The organism is Streptoverticillium olivoreticuli subsp. olivoreticuli (genome assembly GCF_003391135.1).
GTDB classification, from domain to species: domain Bacteria; phylum Actinomycetota; class Actinomycetes; order Streptomycetales; family Streptomycetaceae; genus Streptomyces; species Streptomyces blastmyceticus.
This window is the reverse complement of sequence record NZ_CP031455.1, coordinates 4,782,116-4,798,686: the sequence shown is the minus strand read 5'-3', so window position 1 is coordinate 4,798,686 and position 16,571 is coordinate 4,782,116. Positions and strand designations below refer to the sequence as shown.

Sequence of the window (16,571 nt, the reverse complement as noted above, 5' to 3'; positions counted from 1 at the left end):
GAGCGCACCCACCATGGCGGACGCGAAGGTCATCCCGTTCGGCGAGGAACCGCGGTCCAAGCGGAAGGGCAAGCGGGTGGGCCGTCCCCGTACGAACCGGACGCAGTCGTCGCTCGCGCCCGTACCGCAGCAGCGCGAGGAGGACCCGGCCGTCCCCGAGGAGGACCCGGCGGCGGAGGCGGAGGCCGCGCGGGAGCAGGGCGACGGCTGGGACCGCAGGCTGGCCCACGGGCTGAACTTCCTGCGGCGGCGCATCACCGGCGAGTACGAGGTCGACGACTTCGGCTACGACGAGGAGCTCGCGGACCAGGTGGTGATGTCCGCGCTCCGCCCGTTCTACGAGAAGTACTTCCGGGTGGAGGTGAAGGGGCTGGAGAACATCCCCGACAAGGGCGCGGCCCTGGTCGTCGCCAACCACTCCGGCACCCTGCCGGTCGACGGGCTGATGCTCCAGGTCGCGCTGCACGACCACCACCCGGCCGGGCGGCACATCCGGATGCTCGCCGCCGACCTGGTCTTCGCCCTGCCGGTCATCAACGAGATCTCCCGGAAGCTCGGGCACACGCTCGCCTGCGTGGAGGACGCGGAGAAGCTGCTGGAGCGGGGCGAGGTGGTCGGGGTGATGCCGGAGGGGTTCAAGGGGATCGGGAAGCCCTTCTCCGAGCGCTACAAGCTCCAGCGCTTCGGCCGGGGCGGCTTCGTCTCCACGGCACTGCGTGCCGGGGCGCCGATCGTGCCCTGCTCGATCGTGGGCGCCGAGGAGATCTTCCCGATGGTCGGCAACTCCAGGACGATGGCGCGGCTGCTGGGCATCCCGTACTTCCCGCTGACGCCCACCTTCCCCTGGCTGGGGCCGCTGGGCCTGGTGCCGCTGCCGACGAAGTGGACGATCCAGTTCGGCGAGCCGATCCCGACGGACGGCTATTCGCCGGAGGCCGCGGACGACCCGATGCTGATGTTCAACCTGACCGATCAAGTACGAGAAACGATTCAGCACACGTTGTACAAACAGCTCGTCCAACGCCGTTCGGTGTTTTTCTGAGCTCGTGTTTTTCTGACGCGTTCCGCCGGTCGCTCCGGGAACGACGGCGGCCGGTGTTCTCCCGAGCTCCTCGATGTGCGAGCTCGGTCCGAGGTGAAGAACACCGACCGCCGGGGGCTTTCGCCTTATTTCTCCGTTTCGCTGCGGATTCCGAGGCCCGGGAGGATGTCCGGGAGGAGCGGCGGGATGGTGATGTCCGGCTGCTTGGTCGCCTTGCTGTCCTTGCCGCTGTGGGCCGGGCCGGAGGCGCCGGGGGTCTGCGGGGGCTGGAGCAGGCCCGTGCCCCCGAGGAGCCCCTCGTGCTCCTGGTGGGTGCCGGGGTCCGCCGAGCGCTGCTGACCGCCGCCGCTGCGCTTGCCGTCGGTGGTCGAGGCCGCGGACGGCGGCGTCGCGGGCCGACTGCTCGCCCCGCCGCCGGTGCCGTGCCGGGGGGTGCCGGCCCTGGGCGCCGCGTGCTTGCCCGTGGGAGGGGGCAGCAGGGAGCGCAGCGGGCCGACTTCATCGTCTATGGCCGCGAAGACCGAGCTGACCTGGTTGCTGACATCGGCCAGTTGGGCGGGGAGCTTCTCCCGCAGCTGGCTCCAGCCCTCGCGGTGCAGCGAGGCGAAGGAGTCGAGCCGCTCCATCGGGCCGAGGGAGCCGTCGCGCTTGTAAGCCGCGTGGAGCAGCCGGTGGCCCTCGGAGACGTCGTGGCGCATGCCGAAGAGCGTCTTGCGGATCTCGCTGAGGGCCTCGGTGTCGAGCGGGCCCGAACGGCCGCGCTCCATCAGCCGGCGCGCCTCGTGGAGCCGGGTCGACGCCTGGTCCAGGAAGAGGCCCCCGCGGGCGGAATCACCGTCGGCCATGCCGAGCCTGATGTCCTCCATGCCGCGCTTCAGGCCGTACAGCGAGTCGCCCGGGAGGGCGTTGGAACTCGCCGCCGCGACACCGCCGAAGGCGCCCGCTGCCACACCCACGGTCAGCCCGCCCGCGGCGAGCCCCTTGGACCAGCGGGACCGGGGCTTCAGCCGGCTCAGCGCGCGGTGCGCGCCCCGCCCTCGGGTCCTGCTGCCGCGCGGCTCGGGGACGGCGGCGGCGGATCCTGAAGCGAACTGGCTCTCCATGGCGGCGATCAGCTGCGCCCGCTGCACGGTTTTGATCTCGGGGTCGAGCTCGGGTGCGGGCAGGCCGCCGAGCTCGCTCGCCAGGGCCAGCAGCTTCCCCCGCTCGGCGTCGTCCGCCGATGGGCCGGGCTGTGTGGCCGCCGCGCCCTGGAGTTCCTGGTCCTCCAGGGCATGGGCGAAGGCGTTCGCCCGCCGGTGCGCCGAAACGTTCGCGATCACAGGCGGCACCTCCTCTCGTCATGACGGTCGACTCCCCTCAAGACCGGGAGGGTTGCACGCCTTGGACGCATCCACTCGATCGAGTGAGGGGATACGGGCATGACGTGACCGCAGGGAGTCTGCATCCCGCACAACGACTGGCGCGGCGGCCGGGTTACGCGCCCTCGACGATGTGACCGCTGGTGAGTGAACAGGCGCACAGAGTTAGCGCGCGTCGTCCGGGAGGAGTCGGGCCAGGGTGCGGACCGCGCGGTACTGGAGCGTCTTGATGGCGCCCTCGTTCTTGCCCATGACGCGGGCGGTCTCGGCGACCGAGAGGCCCTGGAGGAAGCGGAGTGTGACGCACTCCTGCTGCTGGGGGTTGAGCTTGCGGACCGCCTCCAGAAGGGCGGCGTTGGAGAGGGATTCGAGGACGGAGTCCTCGGGGCTGCGCTCGACCTCGTTGGCGTCGAGCATCTCGCCGGTGGTCACCTCCAGCCGGAACCGCGACGACTTGAAGTGGTCGGCCACCAGATTGCGGGCGATGGTCACCAGCCAGGCGCCGAAGTCGCGGCCCTGCCAGGTGAAGGTGCCGATCCGGCGCAGGGCGCGCAGGAACGTCTCGCTGGTGAGGTCCTCGGCCGTGGCCCGGCCGCCCACCCGGTAGTAGATATAGCGGTAGACCGTATCGGCGTACTGGTCGTAGAGCCGGCCGAAGGCCTCGGCCTCGCCGGCCTGGGCGCGCTCGACCAGGTCGAGCATCCGGGCGCTGTCGCTGTCGGCGCTGGGGCGGCGGGTGGTGGTGGACGTACCGGCGCCGGCGCCGCGGCGGGCGCGTCTGCCCACCGCCGCCGCGCTGCCCTCGGCGAGGGCGTAGCAGGGGCCGGCGGGGACGGGTGTGGCGAAGGCGGGGACGGCGTACGCGGTGGGGACGAAGCCGCGCAGACGGTCGAGGACCGTTGCGCGCAGCGTAGCCAGGCCCGAGGCGTCAACCCCGACGTGTGGGTACACGGGACTCCCAGAGGCAGAGCTTCCATCACGTGCAGTACGGAACCGTTCACTCGTCGTAGGGACAAGGGGGTACCGGTTTGCGTCTGAGGAGAATAACGCTTCGTACAGGCAGCGCTACACCGAGTTGCTCAAATCACCGTTTCCGTTCGATCTCTTGCCACTTCGGGATCGATCAAATATCGAACCATGAAAGGAAGTTGACCGAATTCGGTAATGGTGTGGCCGAATGGGCAGCGTGTTGTGGCAATCCGGGTGCGGAAGGACTGGCGGGGGCTGTGTGAGGGTATGACGACAGGATTGCCTGAGGGTGACGAACGGTTACGCGCTGTTGCGGGCGCGTCGGAACCGCCCGTACGCCGGTGGCGGGATACACGCGCCGGGTGTTGACGCGGCCGCGCCGGCGCTCCCGGCGGCCGGTGCCCGGCCCCGGGCGCCGTCGGCCGCGGCCCGTGCCGGTGGCGGCAGTTGGCGCCGGGCTCTACGTCAGCGCCGGCGGCGGTGCAGGGCGATCGCCGCGGCCGCGCCGCCCGCCAGGGCGCCCACCCCGGCGGCCGCCGGGATGCCGACCTTGGCCGCCTTGCGGCCCGTACGGTAGTCGCGCAGGCGCCAGCCGCGCTCGCGGGCGAGCTTGCGCAGGCGGCTGTCCGGGTTGACGGCGTAGGGGTGGCCGACGATCGACAGCATCGGGATGTCGTTGGCCGAGTCGCTGTACGCCGCGCAGCGGGCCAGGTCGAGCCCCTCGGCCGCGGCCAGCGCCCGTACGGCCTCGGCCTTCGCGGGGCCGTGCAGCGGCTCGCCGACCAGCTTGCCCGTGTAGACGCCGCCGATCGACTCGGCGACCGTGCCGAGCGCGCCGGTCAGGCCCAGGCGGCGGGCGATGATCGTGGCGGCCTCGATGGGCGCGGCCGTGACCAGCCAGACCTTCTGGCCCGCGTCGAGGTGGGCCTGGGCGAGCGCGCGGGTGCCCGGCCAGATGCGCTCCGCCATGTACTCGTCGTAGATCTCCTCGCCGATGGACATCAGCTCGGAGACGCGGTGGCCCTTGACGATGGACAGGGCGCTGTTGCGGGCGTCCTCGACGTGCTCGGGGTTCTCCGAGCCGACGACGCGGAAGTAGATCTGCTGCCAGACGAAGCGGGCCAGGTCGCGCTTGTGGAAGAAGTGGCGCTTGTAGAGGCCGCGGCCGAAGTGGAAGAGGGACGCGCCCTGCATCACGGTGTTGTCGAGGTCGAAGAAGGCGGCGGCCTTCACATCGCCGACGACGGGGAAATCCGGCTCCGCGGATTCCGCGCCCTCTGTGGTCTCCGCGCTCTCGGCGTTCTCCAGAGCGGTTTTACGGGCTGCCTCCGCCGCGGCCTCGCCTGCCAGCACGCTGCGTGCGGTGGCGGAGCGCTTGCGGGGAGTGATCCATCCCAGTGCGGCCATGCGGGGAGCATAGCCAGTTTGTTCGGGGTAACGCTTCCGGGTGCGCGGCTCTGGGTGCGGGTTGTCCTGCCGCCTGCAGCGGGAGCTCCCCCAGCTACCGCTGGGAGGTGCCCCCAGCGGGCGCGTCCTCAAACGCCGGACGGGCTGAGAGGTCCCCCTCAGCCGCCCAGTGCCTTCCGCAGCCGCGCCGGGTCCACTCGCCAGAAGTCGTGCTGGGCGCCGTCCACCAGGATCACCGGGATCTGTTCCCAGTACTTGCGGTGGAGCTCCTCGTCCTGGGTGATGTCCTTCTTCTCCCAGCGGGCGCCCAGTTCGGCGCAGACCTCGACGATGACCGCCTCGGCCGCGTCGCACAGGTGGCAGCCGGGCTTGCCGACCAGCGTCACCGTGCTGTCGGCGGGGTTCTTGCGGGCGCTACGGCGCAGCAGCGGGCTCATGGAGGCCATTGTGCCCGGTGCGGCAGGGGTCTCGTCCGGACCGATTTGGGTGCCTGGGTCGACTACCATCATGTGGCGATTTGTTGGTGTCCGGGGGTATGGCGATGAGGAGTGAGGGCGCGTGTCGCCGTCGGTGTACCCCTGGTGCCGGTGTGGTTCCCGTGGCGGTCGCCGTGGGGCGGCCGATGGTTCCCGGATCGGGGCGAAACACCGCGTGACGCCGGTCACTTTGCCCGGACAAAGCGGACACCATCTTTGTGCACGCGTTCACAAAGGCATAGCCTGCGGGGGACGGGGCGGTCCTGGGACGAGGCGCCGCCCGCAGCCCCGCTCTACCCGCAGGAGCACCGTGGCAACTGGCCGAACTCACCGACCGGCGACCCGAAGCCGAGGGATTCCCGAGGCCACCGTCGCCCGGCTACCGCTGTATCTGCGTGCACTGACCGCGCTTTCCGAGCGCTCGGTGCCCACGGTCTCCTCCGAGGAACTCGCGACCGCGGCGGGCGTCAACTCCGCCAAGCTGCGCAAGGACTTCAGCTACCTCGGCTCGTACGGCACCCGCGGTGTCGGCTACGACGTCGAGTACCTCGTCTACCAGATCTCCCGTGAGCTCGGCCTGACCCAGGACTGGCCGGTCGTCATCGTCGGCATCGGAAACCTCGGTGCCGCGCTCGCCAACTACGGCGGCTTCGCCTCGCGCGGCTTCCGCGTCGCCGCGCTGATCGACGCCGACCCGGCGATGGCCGGCAAGCCGGTGGCCGGGCTGCCCGTGCGCCACACCGACGAGCTCGAATCGATCATCAGCGACAACGGCGTGTCCATCGGCGTCATCGCGACCCCCGCCGGCGCAGCCCAGCAGGTGTGCGACCGGCTCGTCGCCGCCGGGGTCACCTCGATCCTCAACTTCGCGCCCACGGTCCTGTCCGTGCCGGAGGGCGTCGACGTCCGCAAGGTCGACCTGTCGATCGAACTCCAGATCCTGGCCTTCCACGAGCAGCGCAAGGCGGGCGAGGAGAACGCGCCGTCCCCCGTGCCGCCCCGCTCGGGCGCGGCGGTGCGCGCGGCGTCGGAGAACCGGAAGGGCCCGGACGGGGATGTCCCCGCCGTGATGCCGGCATGAGCCTTCTTGTCGTCGGTCTGAGCCACCGCAGCGCGCCGGTCAGCGTGCTGGAGCGGGCCGCCCTCGCGCGCGAGGCGCAGGCGAAGCTCCTGCACGACACCCTCGCGGCGGAGCCCGCCACGGAGGCGGCCGTGCTCGCCACGTGCAACCGCATCGAGCTGTACGCCGACGTGGACAAGTTCCACGCCGGTGTGGCCGAGCTGTCCACGCTGCTCGCCCGGCACACGGGCGTCGGCCTGGACGAGCTGACCCCGTATCTGTACGTGCACTACGAGGACCGGGCCGTCCACCACCTCTTCTCGGTGGCGTGCGGGCTGGACTCGATGGTCGTCGGCGAGGGCCAGATCCTCGGCCAGATCAAGGACGCGCTCGCGCTCGGCCAGGAGCAGCACACGGCCGGGCGGCTCCTCAACGACCTCTTCCAGCAGGCCCTTCGGGTCGGCAAGCGCGCCCACAGCGAGACGGGCATCGACAAGGCCGGGCAGTCCCTGGTCACCTTCGGCCTGGAGCGGCTCGCCGCCGGCGCGGTCGTGGCCGAGTGGGCGGTGGGCAAGCGCGCCCTCGTCATCGGCGCCGGTTCGATGTCCTCCCTCGCGGCGGCGACCCTCGCCCGTGCGGGCGTCGCGCACGTGGCGATCGCCAACCGCACGGTGGAGCGGGCCCGCCGCCTGGCGCAGATCCTCACCGAGCCCGGTGCCGCCGGCGTCGCCGACGGCTTCACGGCCTCGGCCGTGGAGATGGCCGCCGTGCCCGGCGAACTGGCGCTCGCGGACATCGTGGTGAGCTGCACGGGCGCCATGGGCGTGGTCCTGACGGTCGAGACCGTCCAGGCCGCGCTGGCGTCCCGCGAGGACGCTCTCTGCGCGGTCGATCCCGCCTGCGCGGACGCGGCCGGCACGGTGCTCGCCCTCCTCGACCTCGCCATGCCGCGCGACATCGACGCCGCCGCCCACCGCCTGGACGGCGTACGGCTCGTCGACATCGAGTCGCTGGCCGAGGCGTCCGCCGACGCCCCTATGGCCGCCGACGTCGACCGGGTGCGCGCCATCGTCTCCGACGAGGTCGCCGCCTTCGGCGCCGCGCAGCGGGCCGCGCACATCACGCCCACCGTGGTCGCGCTGCGCACCATGGCGGCGGACGTCGTCGCGAGCGAGATCGCCCGGCTCGACGGCCGGCTGCCCGACCTCGACGACAAGCAGCGCGCGGAGATCACCCAGACCGTGCGCCGGGTCGTCGACAAGCTGCTCCACGCGCCCACCGTGCGCGTCAAGGAGCTTGCCTCCACCCCCGGCGGCGCCGGTTACGCCGACGCGCTGCGGGAGCTCTTCGACCTCGATCCGCAGGCGGTCGCCGCCGTGAGCCGGGCCGATTCACGGGCCGGTACGCACAACACTGCACGGGAGCCGGCATGAACGACACCCCTTCGACGGCGGACGGGGTGACCGCGGAACAGCAGCGCCCGCTGCGTCTCGGCACCCGTCGCAGCAAGCTCGCCATGGCCCAGTCCGGGCAGGTGGCGGAGGCCGTGCGGCAGCTGACCGGCCGCCCGGTCGAGCTGGTCGAGATCACCACGTACGGCGATGTCTCGCGGGAGTCGCTCGCGCAGATCGGCGGGACCGGCGTCTTCGTCTCCGCGCTGCGCGACGCGCTGCTCGCGGGGGAGATCGACCTCGCCGTGCACTCCCTCAAGGACCTGCCGACGGCCCAGCCCGAGGACCTGGTGCTGGCGGCGATCCCGGTCCGCGAGGACCCGCGGGACGTGCTGATCGCGCGGGACGGCCTGACCTTCGAGACCCTGCCGGCCGGAGCCCGGATCGGCACCGGCTCGCCGCGCCGCATGGCCCAGCTCAACGCCTGGGCCCGCGCGCACGGCCGGGAGATCGAGACGGTGCCCATCCGCGGGAACATCGACACCCGGATCGCCTTCGTCGCCGACGGCGAGCTGGACGCCGTGGTGCTGGCCGCCGCCGGGATCTCCCGGCTGGGCCGCTCCGCGGAGATCTCCCAGTACCTGGAGCCCGACACCGTTTTGCCCGCCCCCGGTCAGGGGGCCCTGGCGATCGAGTGCGCCGTGACCAACGCACCGCTCGCCGCCGCGCTCGCCGAGCTCGACGACCCGTACACCCGGGTCGCCGTGACCGCCGAGCGTTCCCTGCTCGCCGCCCTGGAGGCCGGCTGCTCCGCACCTGTGGGTGCGCTGGCCGACCTTTCCCCGAGCTCTCGACTTCGCTCGAGCAGGGGATACCCCAATGCCGCCGAGCAGGTTGTCACCGAAATGCGCCTGCGCGGCGTCGTCGGCTCGACCGACGGCAAGACGCTGGTGCAGCTGTCCATCACCGGTCCCGTGCCGGCGTCCAGCGAGGAAGCCGTGGCCCTGGGCCGCGAGCTGGCCGCAGCGATGCTCGACAAGGGTGCGGCCGGTCTTATGGGGGAGCGAGCACTTTGAACCCCACCGCCCCGAACCACCCCGTGCACGGGCACGTCACCTTCCTCGGTGCCGGCCCCGGAGACCCGGGACTGCTGACGCTGCGCGCCGTGGAGGCACTGGCGGCCGCGGACGTCCTGATTGCCGATCCGCAGGTGCTCGATGTGGTGCGCGCGCACGCGCGCGCCCATGTGGACATGCCTGCCCAGACGGTTACTGACGAGTCATCAAAAACCGTCGGCACCCCGGAAGTACCTGTCCTTCGGGACACCGCCAATCTTGTCATGACGGCCGCGCGCGGCGGCAAGCGGGTCGTCCGTGCCGTCCTCGGCGACCCCGGCCTCGACGGCAACGCCGGTGACGAGATGCTGGCCTGCGCCACCGAGGGCATCACCTTCGAGGTGGTGCCGGGCGTCGCGACGGCCGTGGGCGTGCCCGCCTACGCCGGAGTGCCGCTGCGCGACGGCAAGGGCGCCGACGTGCGCTTCGTGGACGCCCGTACGGCCTCGGCCACCTGCTGGTCCGAGGTCGGCGCGAGCGAGGTCACCGCGGTCGTCTCCACCACCCTCGACTCGGTGGTGGCCGCGGCCGGCGAGCTGGTCTCCGCCGGGCGCAGGCCCGACACCCCGCTGACCGTCACGGTCGCGGGCACGACCACGCGCCAGCGCACCTGGACCGCCACCCTCGGCACGATCGCCCAGGTGCTCAAGGCCGCGAAGGTGCTGCCGTCCCCGGATGGCGGCCAGCCGGTGATAGCCGTGGTCGGCGAGCGCAGCGCGGCCGCGCAGCGCGACCAGCTCTCGTGGTTCGAGTCCAAGCCGCTCTTCGGCTGGAACGTGCTCGTCCCGCGCACCAAGGAGCAGGCCGCGTCGCTCTCCGACCAGCTCCGGTCGTACGGCGCCGTGCCCAGCGAGGTCCCGACCATCGCGGTCGAGCCGCCGCGCACCCCGCAGCAGATGGAGCGCGCGGTCAAGGGCCTGGTCACCGGCCGCTACGAGTGGATCGCCTTCACCTCGGTGAACGCGGTCAAGGCGGTCCGCGAGAAGTTCGAGGAGTACGGGCTCGACGCGCGTGCCTTCGCGGGCATCAAGGTCGCGGCCGTCGGCGAGCAGACCGCGAAGTCCCTCGTCGAGTTCGGTGTGAAGCCCGACCTCGTGCCGAGCGGCGAGCAGTCGGCCGCCGGGCTGCTGGAGGACTGGCCGCCCTACGACCCGGTCTTCGACCCGATCGACCGCGTCTTCCTGCCGCGCGCCGACATCGCCACCGAGACCCTGGTGGCGGGGCTGATCGAGCTGGGCTGGGAGGTCGACGACGTCACGGCCTACCGGACCGTGCGGGCCTCCCCGCCGCCGGCCGAGACCCGTGAGGCGATCAAGGGCGGCGGCTTCGACGCCGTGCTCTTCACCTCGTCGTCCACCGTGCGCAACCTCGTCGGCATCGCCGGCAAGCCGCACAACGTCACCGTCATCGCCTGCATCGGCCCGGCCACCGCGAAGACCGCGGAGGAGCACGGCCTGCGGGTGGACGTGCTGTCGCCCGAGCCCTCGGTGCACAAGCTCGCCGAGGCGCTCGCGGACTTCGGCGCGGCGCGGCGCGATGCCGCCCTGGAGGCCGGCGACCCGGTCACGCGCCCGAGCGAGCGACGGCCCGGATCGCGTAGAAGGGCACGCAGTTGAGCACGTACGGAACCTTCCCCGGGGCCCGTCCCCGGCGGCTGCGGACGACCCCGGCGATGCGCCGCATGGTCGCCGAGCACCGGCTGCACCCGGCCGACCTGATCCTGCCCGCCTTCGTGCGGGAGGGCGTCAGCGAGCCGGTGCCGATCTCGGCCATGCCGGGCGTCGTCCAGCACAGCCGTGACACGCTGCGCCGGGCGGCCGTCGAGGCGCTTCAGGCGGGAGTCTCCGGGATCATGCTCTTCGGCGTGCCCGAGGACGCCAAGAAGGACGCGGCGGGCACCGCCGGGACCGACCCCGACGGCATCCTCCAGGTCGCCATCCGGGACGTGAAGGCCGAGGTCGGCGACGACCTCGTCATCATGTCCGACCTGTGCCTGGACGAGTACACCGACCACGGCCACTGCGGGGTCCTGGACTCCGCGGGCCGGGTGGACAACGACGCGACGCTGGAGCGCTACGCCGAGATGGCACAGGTCCAGGCCGACGCGGGCGTCCACGTGGTGGGCCCGAGCGGCATGATGGACGGCCAGGTCGGCGTCGTCCGCGACGCCCTGGACCAGACCGGCCACGAGGACGTCTCGATCCTCGCCTACACCGCGAAGTACGCCTCCGCGTTCTACGGCCCCTTCCGCGAGGCCGTCGGCTCCTCGCTGCAGGGCGACCGCAAGACGTACCAGCAGGACCCCGCCAACGCCCGGGAGTCCCTGCGCGAGCTGGAGCTCGACCTCGCCGAGGGCGCCGACATGGTCATGGTCAAGCCGGCCCTGCCCTACCTCGACATCCTCGCCAAGGTCGCGGAGTCGGTGGACGTGCCGGTGGCCGCGTACCAGATCAGCGGCGAGTACGCGATGGTCGAGGCGGCCGCGGCCAACGGCTGGATCGACCGCGACCGGGCCATCATGGAGACGCTCACCGGCATCAAGCGGGCGGGCGCGAACATGATCCTCACCTACTGGGCGACGGAGGTCGCACGGCAGCTCTGAGCGGGTACGGCTGTACGGACCGATGGCGGCTTCCCCGGCGGGGAGGCCGCCATCGGCGTTCCCGCCAGGTGGCGACCATTCGCCTCAGAGCTCTACGTTGTAGCCCATATCGCTCACCACTCGGAGGCGTAGATGAGCAACGACCCGGAACTCGCCGACGACTGGGAGTACACCCTCCAGGTCCCCTCCGACCCGATGGCGCCCTGCATCGCGCGGCGCACCCTGCGCACGATCTTCCAGGAGCACGGCTTCGCCGAACTGGCGGACACCGCCGAGCTGTTGACGTCGGAGCTGGTCACCAACTCCTACCGGCACTCGGACGGCCCCGCGTCCGTGCGCGTGCGGCGGGAGGGGGAGCGGGTCCGGGTGACCGTGTGGGACACCAACCCCAAGCTCCCCGGGCTGAGCAGGGTCGCGCTCCCCGACGACGAGGCGGAACAGGGGCGCGGGCTGGGGCTGGTGATGCGGTGCGCCGACAGCTGGGGAGGGTTCGCGCTGCGGAACCAGCCGCAGGGGCTCGTCGGCAAGCTGATCTGGTTCGAACTGGGGGCGGGACGCGTGGCCCCGCCCCCGGTGAGCCCGTGAACTACAGCTGCTCGGGCGTCCGGATGCCCAGCAGGCCCATGCCCTGATGCAGCGTGCGGGCCGTCAGGTCGCACAGGAAGAGGCGGTTCTCGACGTGCTGCGGGGTGTCGGCCTTGAGGACCGGGCACTCGGCGTAGAACGTCGTGTAGAGCGAGGCCAGCTGGTAGAGGTACCCGGCCAGCTTGTGCGGCTCGTAGGAGGCCGTGACCTCGGCGAGGTTCTCCCCGAACTGGTCCAGGTGCATGCCCAGCGCGCGCTCGGCCGCGGCCAGCGCGAGCTCCGGGTGGGCCACCGGCCGGGCCTCGCCCGCCTTGCGCAGGATCGACTGGATCCGGGCGTAGGCGTACTGGAGGTAGACGCTGGTGTCGCCGTTGAGGGACACCATCTGGTCCAGGTCGAACTTGTAGTCGCGGGAGACGGACGTCGACAGGTCCGCGTACTTGACCGCGCCGATGCCGACCTGGGCACCGCGCTCGGCGATCTCCTCCTCGGTGAGGTCCTGGGCCTTCTCCCGCACGACGGCCGTCGCGCGGTCGATCGCCTCGTCGAGCAGGTCGATCAGGCGGACCGTCTCGCCCTCACGGGTCTTGAACGGCTTGCCGTCCTTGCCGAGCACCGTGCCGAAACCGAGCTGGACGGCCTTGACGCCCTCGGGCAGCCAGCCGGCCCGGCGGGCGGTCTCGAAGACCATCTTGAAGTGCAGGGACTGACGGGCGTCCACCACGTACAGCAGGGTGTCGGCCTTGAGGTTGCCCACCCGGTCGCGGATCGCGGACAGGTCGGTCGCCGCGTAGCCGAAGCCGCCGTCGGACTTCTGGACGATCAGCGGGGAGGGCTTGCCGTCCGGGCCCTTGACGTCGTCGAAGAAGACGCACAGCGCGCCGTCGGAACGGACGGCGACACCGGACTCCTCCAGCAGGCGGCAGGTCTCGGCGAGCATGTCGTTGTAACCGGACTCGCCGACGATGTCCTCGTCGCGGATCTCCACGTCGAGCTTGTCGAAGACCGAGTAGAAGTAGATCTTCGACTCGTCGACGAACCGCTGCCACAGCGCGAGGGTCTCCTCGTCACCGGCCTGCAGGTCGACCACCCGGCGCCGGGCGCGGGCCTTGAACTCCTCGTCGGAGTCGAAGAGCGCCCGCGACGCCTTGTACAGCCGGTTGAGGGAGGACATGGCCTCCTCGCCGGAGACCTCGCCCTCGTGGTCCAGCTCGTGCGGGTGCTCGATCAGGTACTGGATGAGCATGCCGAACTGGGTGCCCCAGTCGCCGATGTGGTGCCGGCGCACGACCTTCTCGCCGGAGAACTCCAGGATCCGCACGACCGCGTCGCCGATCACCGAATTGCGCAGGTGGCCGACGTGCATCTCCTTGGCCACGTTCGGCTGGGCGTAGTCGATGACCGTGGTGCCCGGGGCCTGCGCGAACGGCACGCCGAGGCGGTCGTCGGCGGCGCGCTCGGCGAGGGTCTTCAGGATCGCCTCGTCCGTGATCGTGATGTTCAGGAAGCCGGGGCCCGAGACCTCGACGTCCTTGATCAGCTCACCGGCCGGCAGCTGCTCGACGACCTTCGCCGCGAGCTCGCGGGGGTTGCCCCCCAGCTTCTTGGCGAGCGCCAGCATCCCGTTGGCCTGGAAGTCGGCCCGGTCGCTCCGTCGCAGCAGCGGGTCGGCGGCAGCGGCCTCCGGCAGGGCTGCCGAGAGAGCGTCCGCGATGCGCTGGTGGAGCGAGGAAGCGAGGGAAGGGACCGAGGCCATGGGGTGGGTGCCGTTCCGTTAGAGGGCGTTTTTGGTACACCGAGTATCACACGCACCCGTCACCGCCCGGGCGGCCATTTCGGCCGCCCTCACGCCCACCCTTCCGCCCGCCCTTCCGCCGGCCCGGGAGCAACCCCGGAGCCGCCCCCGCCGTCTGGGACAATGGTCATGCCAGGACCGTAAGGAAGGAAGTGCCGTGGCTCAGGCTCAGAGCACCGAGGCCGATTGGGTCTCCCGTTTCGCCGACGAGGTCATTGCCGAAGCGGAGCGCCGTGCCCCCGGCAAACCGATCGTCGTTGCCTCCGGCCTGTCCCCCTCCGGCCCGATCCACCTGGGCAACCTGCGCGAGGTCATGACCCCGCACCTGGTCGCCGACGAGATCCGCCGCCGCGGCCACGAGGTCCGGCATGTGCTGTCCTGGGACGACTACGACCGCTACCGCAAGGTGCCGAACGGCGTCCCCGGTATCGACGACTCCTGGGCCGGGCACATCGGCAAGCCGCTGACCTCGGTCCCGGCCCCGGCCGGCTCGGAGTACCCGAACTGGGCCGAGCACTTCAAGGCCGCCATGGTGGCCGCGCTCGCCGAGCTCGGCATCGAGTACGACCCGATCAGCCAGACCGAGCAGTACACCTCCGGTGTCTACCGCGAGCAGATCCTGCACGCGATGAGGCACCGCGGCGACATCGACGCGGTCCTCGACCAGTACCGGACGAAGGACAAGGCGACCGGCAAGCCGAAGCAGCAGCAGAAGCCGGTCGACGAGGCCGAGCTGGAGGCCGCCGAGGGCTCCGGCGCGGCCGCCGAGGACGACGGCAGCGGCTCCGGCGCGGGCTACTTCCCGTACAAGCCCTACTGCGGCGTCTGCGAGCGCGACCTGACCACGGTCACCGCCTACGACGACGAGACCACCGAGCTGGCCTACACCTGCGTGTGCGGCCACTCCGAGACCGTGCGCTTGAGCGAGTTCAACCGCGGCAAGCTGGTCTGGAAGGTCGACTGGCCGATGCGCTGGGCCTACGAGGGCGTGATCTTCGAGCCCTCCGGCGTCGACCACTCCTCGCCCGGCTCCTCCTTCGTCGTCGGCGGCCAGATCGTCCGCAAGGTCTTCGGCGGCGAGCAGCCGATCGGCCCGATGTACGCCTTCGTCGGCATCAGCGGCATGGCCAAGATGTCCTCCTCCAAGGGCGGCGTCCCCACCCCGGGCGACGCGCTGCAGATCATGGAGGCGCCGCTGCTGCGCTGGCTGTACGCGCGCCGCAGGCCCAACCAGTCCTTCAAGATCGCCTTCGACCAGGAGATCCAGCGGCTCTACGACGAGTGGGACAAGCTGGAGGCCAAGGTCGCGGACGGCAGCGTGCTGCCCGCCGACGCCGCCGCGTACGCCCGTGCCGCGCGCACGGCCTCCGGTGAGCTGCCGCGCACCCCGCGCCCGCTGCCCTACCGCACGCTCGCCTCGGTCGTCGACATCACCGCCGGCCACGACGAGCAGACCCTGCGCATCCTCAGCGACCTCGACCCGGAGAACCCGGTCACCTCGCTGGAGGAGACGCGGCCGCGGCTCGACAGGGCCGAGCACTGGATCAACACCCAGGTCCCGGCGGAGTCCCGCACGGTCGTCCGCTCCGAGCCCGACACCGAGCTGCTCGGCTCGCTGGACGAGCAGGGCCGCGAGTCCCTGCGGCTGCTGCTGGCGGGCCTGGACGAGCACTGGTCGCTGGACGGGCTGACCACGCTCGTCTACGGCGTGCCGAAGGTGCAGGCCGGGCTGGAGCCCGACGCCAAGCCCACCCCGGAGCTGAAGGTCGCCCAGCGCACCTTCTTCGCGCTGCTCTACCACCTGCTGGTCGGCCGTGACACCGGCCCGCGCCTGCCCACGCTGCTGCTGGCCGTGGGCGCGGACCGCGTGCGCAAGCTGCTGTCCGTGTAACACCGCGTACGAACACGACGACGCCGGGCGGGCCCGAGGGATCGGGCCGGCCCGGCGTCGTCGTGTGTCCGGCTACTTCTTGTTCGCGGCCGCGACCGAGGCCACGACCTGCTTCGCCGCGTCCTGGGCGTTCTTCATCAGGTCGCCCGCGTCGGGGTTCTTGGCGCCCTCGAAGCCCGCGCCGGTGTACTTGACGCTGATCACGACGTTGGCGGTGCGGGTCACGACGATCGCGTTGCGGTAGTCGTCGTTGTCCTTGCGGTAGTCGGTGGCGATGCTGTTCGCCTCGTCGCCGATGCCGCCGACCTTCTCGGTCTTGCCGTCCTTGGCGCCGTCCTCGGTGGCCGCCTTGGTCGTGCGCTGGCCGACGTACGTCGCGGCGAGCTTCTCGCCCGAGCCGAGCGTCGGGTCCGCCGAGAAGCGCTTGAGCGAGATCGTCAGACCGCGGTACTGCAGGTCCTTGGGGTCCTCGCCGTTCAGCCCGTTCCAGAAACAGCTGGCGGAGTCGTTGGGGGCGGTCGCGGGGAGCGCCTCGCCCTCCTTCTTCTTCGCCTTCGGCACCAGGCTGTCGACGGTCTTCTCGTCGACGGACTTGCACACCTCGGGCAGCTTGGCGAACGTCGCAGCCTTCACCGAGGCCGAGGGGCTGGGCGTCACCGAGTGGGACGGCGTCGCCGTCGCCTTCTTGGAGCCGGAGTCGCCGCTCGAGCAGCCGGTGGCGACGAGCATCACCGGTACTGCGGCGCAGGCGAGGATTCGGGCGAGTCGCGGGGCTGTTCGGTGCATGGGTCCTTCACTCGGTCGGTGTCGGGGGCGGGTCGTGTGCGGTCCGGGGCGAGCCGTCCGTGGCCGGGTGCCCTGCTCGGCACGGTACGCG

At 71.5% G+C, this 16,571-nt stretch carries 14 protein-coding genes; 8 read left to right on the top strand and 6 right to left on the bottom strand.

Annotation, left to right across the window (positions count from 1 at the left end):
• Positions 1-13 precede the first annotated feature (13 nt).
• Entirely contained in the window at positions 14-1,042 is a 1,029-nt protein-coding gene (locus DXZ73_RS21025; RefSeq protein ID WP_116212652.1) for a lysophospholipid acyltransferase family protein, read from the top strand.
• A 125-nt stretch (positions 1,043-1,167) separates the two neighbouring features.
• Here DXZ73_RS21025 and DXZ73_RS21020 read toward each other — a convergent pair whose 3' ends face one another.
• The 4 genes from DXZ73_RS21020 to DXZ73_RS21005 all read right to left on the bottom strand — a co-directional run bounded on the left by DXZ73_RS21020 (position 1,168) and on the right by DXZ73_RS21005 (position 5,225).
• Complete coding sequence (locus DXZ73_RS21020; RefSeq protein ID WP_116212651.1) at positions 1,168-2,364, bottom strand: DUF5667 domain-containing protein; 1,197 nt, start codon at positions 2,362-2,364, stop codon at positions 1,168-1,170.
• A 204-nt stretch (positions 2,365-2,568) separates the two neighbouring features.
• Entirely contained in the window at positions 2,569-3,354 is a 786-nt protein-coding gene (locus tag DXZ73_RS21015; RefSeq protein ID WP_116212650.1) for an ECF subfamily RNA polymerase sigma factor, BldN family, read from the bottom strand.
• 483 nt (positions 3,355-3,837) lie between these two features.
• The gene (locus DXZ73_RS21010; RefSeq protein WP_116212649.1) at positions 3,838-4,779 is read right to left on the bottom strand and encodes an HAD family hydrolase; all 942 of its coding nucleotides are present in this window, start codon (positions 4,777-4,779) and stop codon (positions 3,838-3,840) included.
• Positions 4,780-4,937: 158 nt separating this feature from the next.
• The gene (locus DXZ73_RS21005; RefSeq protein ID WP_425315919.1) at positions 4,938-5,225 is read right to left on the bottom strand and encodes a glutaredoxin family protein; all 288 of its coding nucleotides are present in this window, start codon (positions 5,223-5,225) and stop codon (positions 4,938-4,940) included.
• Positions 5,226-5,565: 340 nt separating this feature from the next.
• Between DXZ73_RS21005 and DXZ73_RS21000 the strand changes: the two genes are divergently transcribed.
• The 6 genes from DXZ73_RS21000 to DXZ73_RS20975 all read left to right on the top strand — a co-directional run bounded on the left by DXZ73_RS21000 (position 5,566) and on the right by DXZ73_RS20975 (position 12,008).
• Positions 5,566-6,336, top strand: a complete 771-nt coding sequence (locus DXZ73_RS21000; protein WP_116212648.1) for a redox-sensing transcriptional repressor Rex — start codon at positions 5,566-5,568, stop codon at positions 6,334-6,336.
• Positions 6,333-7,748: a glutamyl-tRNA reductase gene (locus tag DXZ73_RS20995; protein WP_116212647.1), complete on the top strand. Its 1,416-nt coding sequence runs from the start codon at positions 6,333-6,335 to the stop codon at positions 7,746-7,748. Before DXZ73_RS21000 ends, DXZ73_RS20995 begins: the two co-directional genes overlap by 4 nt.
• Positions 7,745-8,782: a hydroxymethylbilane synthase gene (hemC, locus tag DXZ73_RS20990; protein ID WP_116212646.1), complete on the top strand. Its 1,038-nt coding sequence runs from the start codon at positions 7,745-7,747 to the stop codon at positions 8,780-8,782. The genes DXZ73_RS20995 and hemC overlap by 4 nt, the downstream gene beginning before the upstream one ends.
• Positions 8,779-10,437, top strand: coding sequence for a uroporphyrinogen-III synthase (locus tag DXZ73_RS20985; protein WP_116212645.1), 1,659 nt, complete (start codon positions 8,779-8,781; stop codon positions 10,435-10,437). The genes hemC and DXZ73_RS20985 overlap by 4 nt, the downstream gene beginning before the upstream one ends.
• Positions 10,434-11,423, top strand: coding sequence for a porphobilinogen synthase (hemB, locus tag DXZ73_RS20980; RefSeq protein WP_116212644.1), 990 nt, complete (start codon positions 10,434-10,436; stop codon positions 11,421-11,423). Before DXZ73_RS20985 ends, hemB begins: the two co-directional genes overlap by 4 nt.
• Before the next feature lie 132 nt (positions 11,424-11,555).
• Positions 11,556-12,008 carry an ATP-binding protein gene (locus tag DXZ73_RS20975; protein ID WP_116212643.1) on the top strand — a complete coding sequence of 151 codons (453 nt, stop codon included), beginning with the start codon at positions 11,556-11,558 and terminating at the stop codon, positions 12,006-12,008.
• Between the two features lies 1 nt (position 12,009).
• Here the strand turns inward: DXZ73_RS20975 and argS are convergent, their stop codons facing one another.
• Positions 12,010-13,764, bottom strand: coding sequence for an arginine--tRNA ligase (gene argS / locus DXZ73_RS20970; RefSeq protein ID WP_116212642.1), 1,755 nt, complete (start codon positions 13,762-13,764; stop codon positions 12,010-12,012).
• A 196-nt stretch (positions 13,765-13,960) separates the two neighbouring features.
• Between argS and lysS the strand changes: the two genes are divergently transcribed.
• Entirely contained in the window at positions 13,961-15,694 is a 1,734-nt protein-coding gene (gene lysS, locus DXZ73_RS20965; RefSeq protein WP_116212641.1) for a lysine--tRNA ligase, read from the top strand.
• A gap of 72 nt (positions 15,695-15,766) precedes the next feature.
• Here lysS and DXZ73_RS20960 read toward each other — a convergent pair whose 3' ends face one another.
• Complete coding sequence (locus DXZ73_RS20960; RefSeq protein WP_116212640.1) at positions 15,767-16,480, bottom strand: DUF3558 domain-containing protein; 714 nt, start codon at positions 16,478-16,480, stop codon at positions 15,767-15,769.
• Positions 16,481-16,571 lie beyond the last annotated feature (91 nt).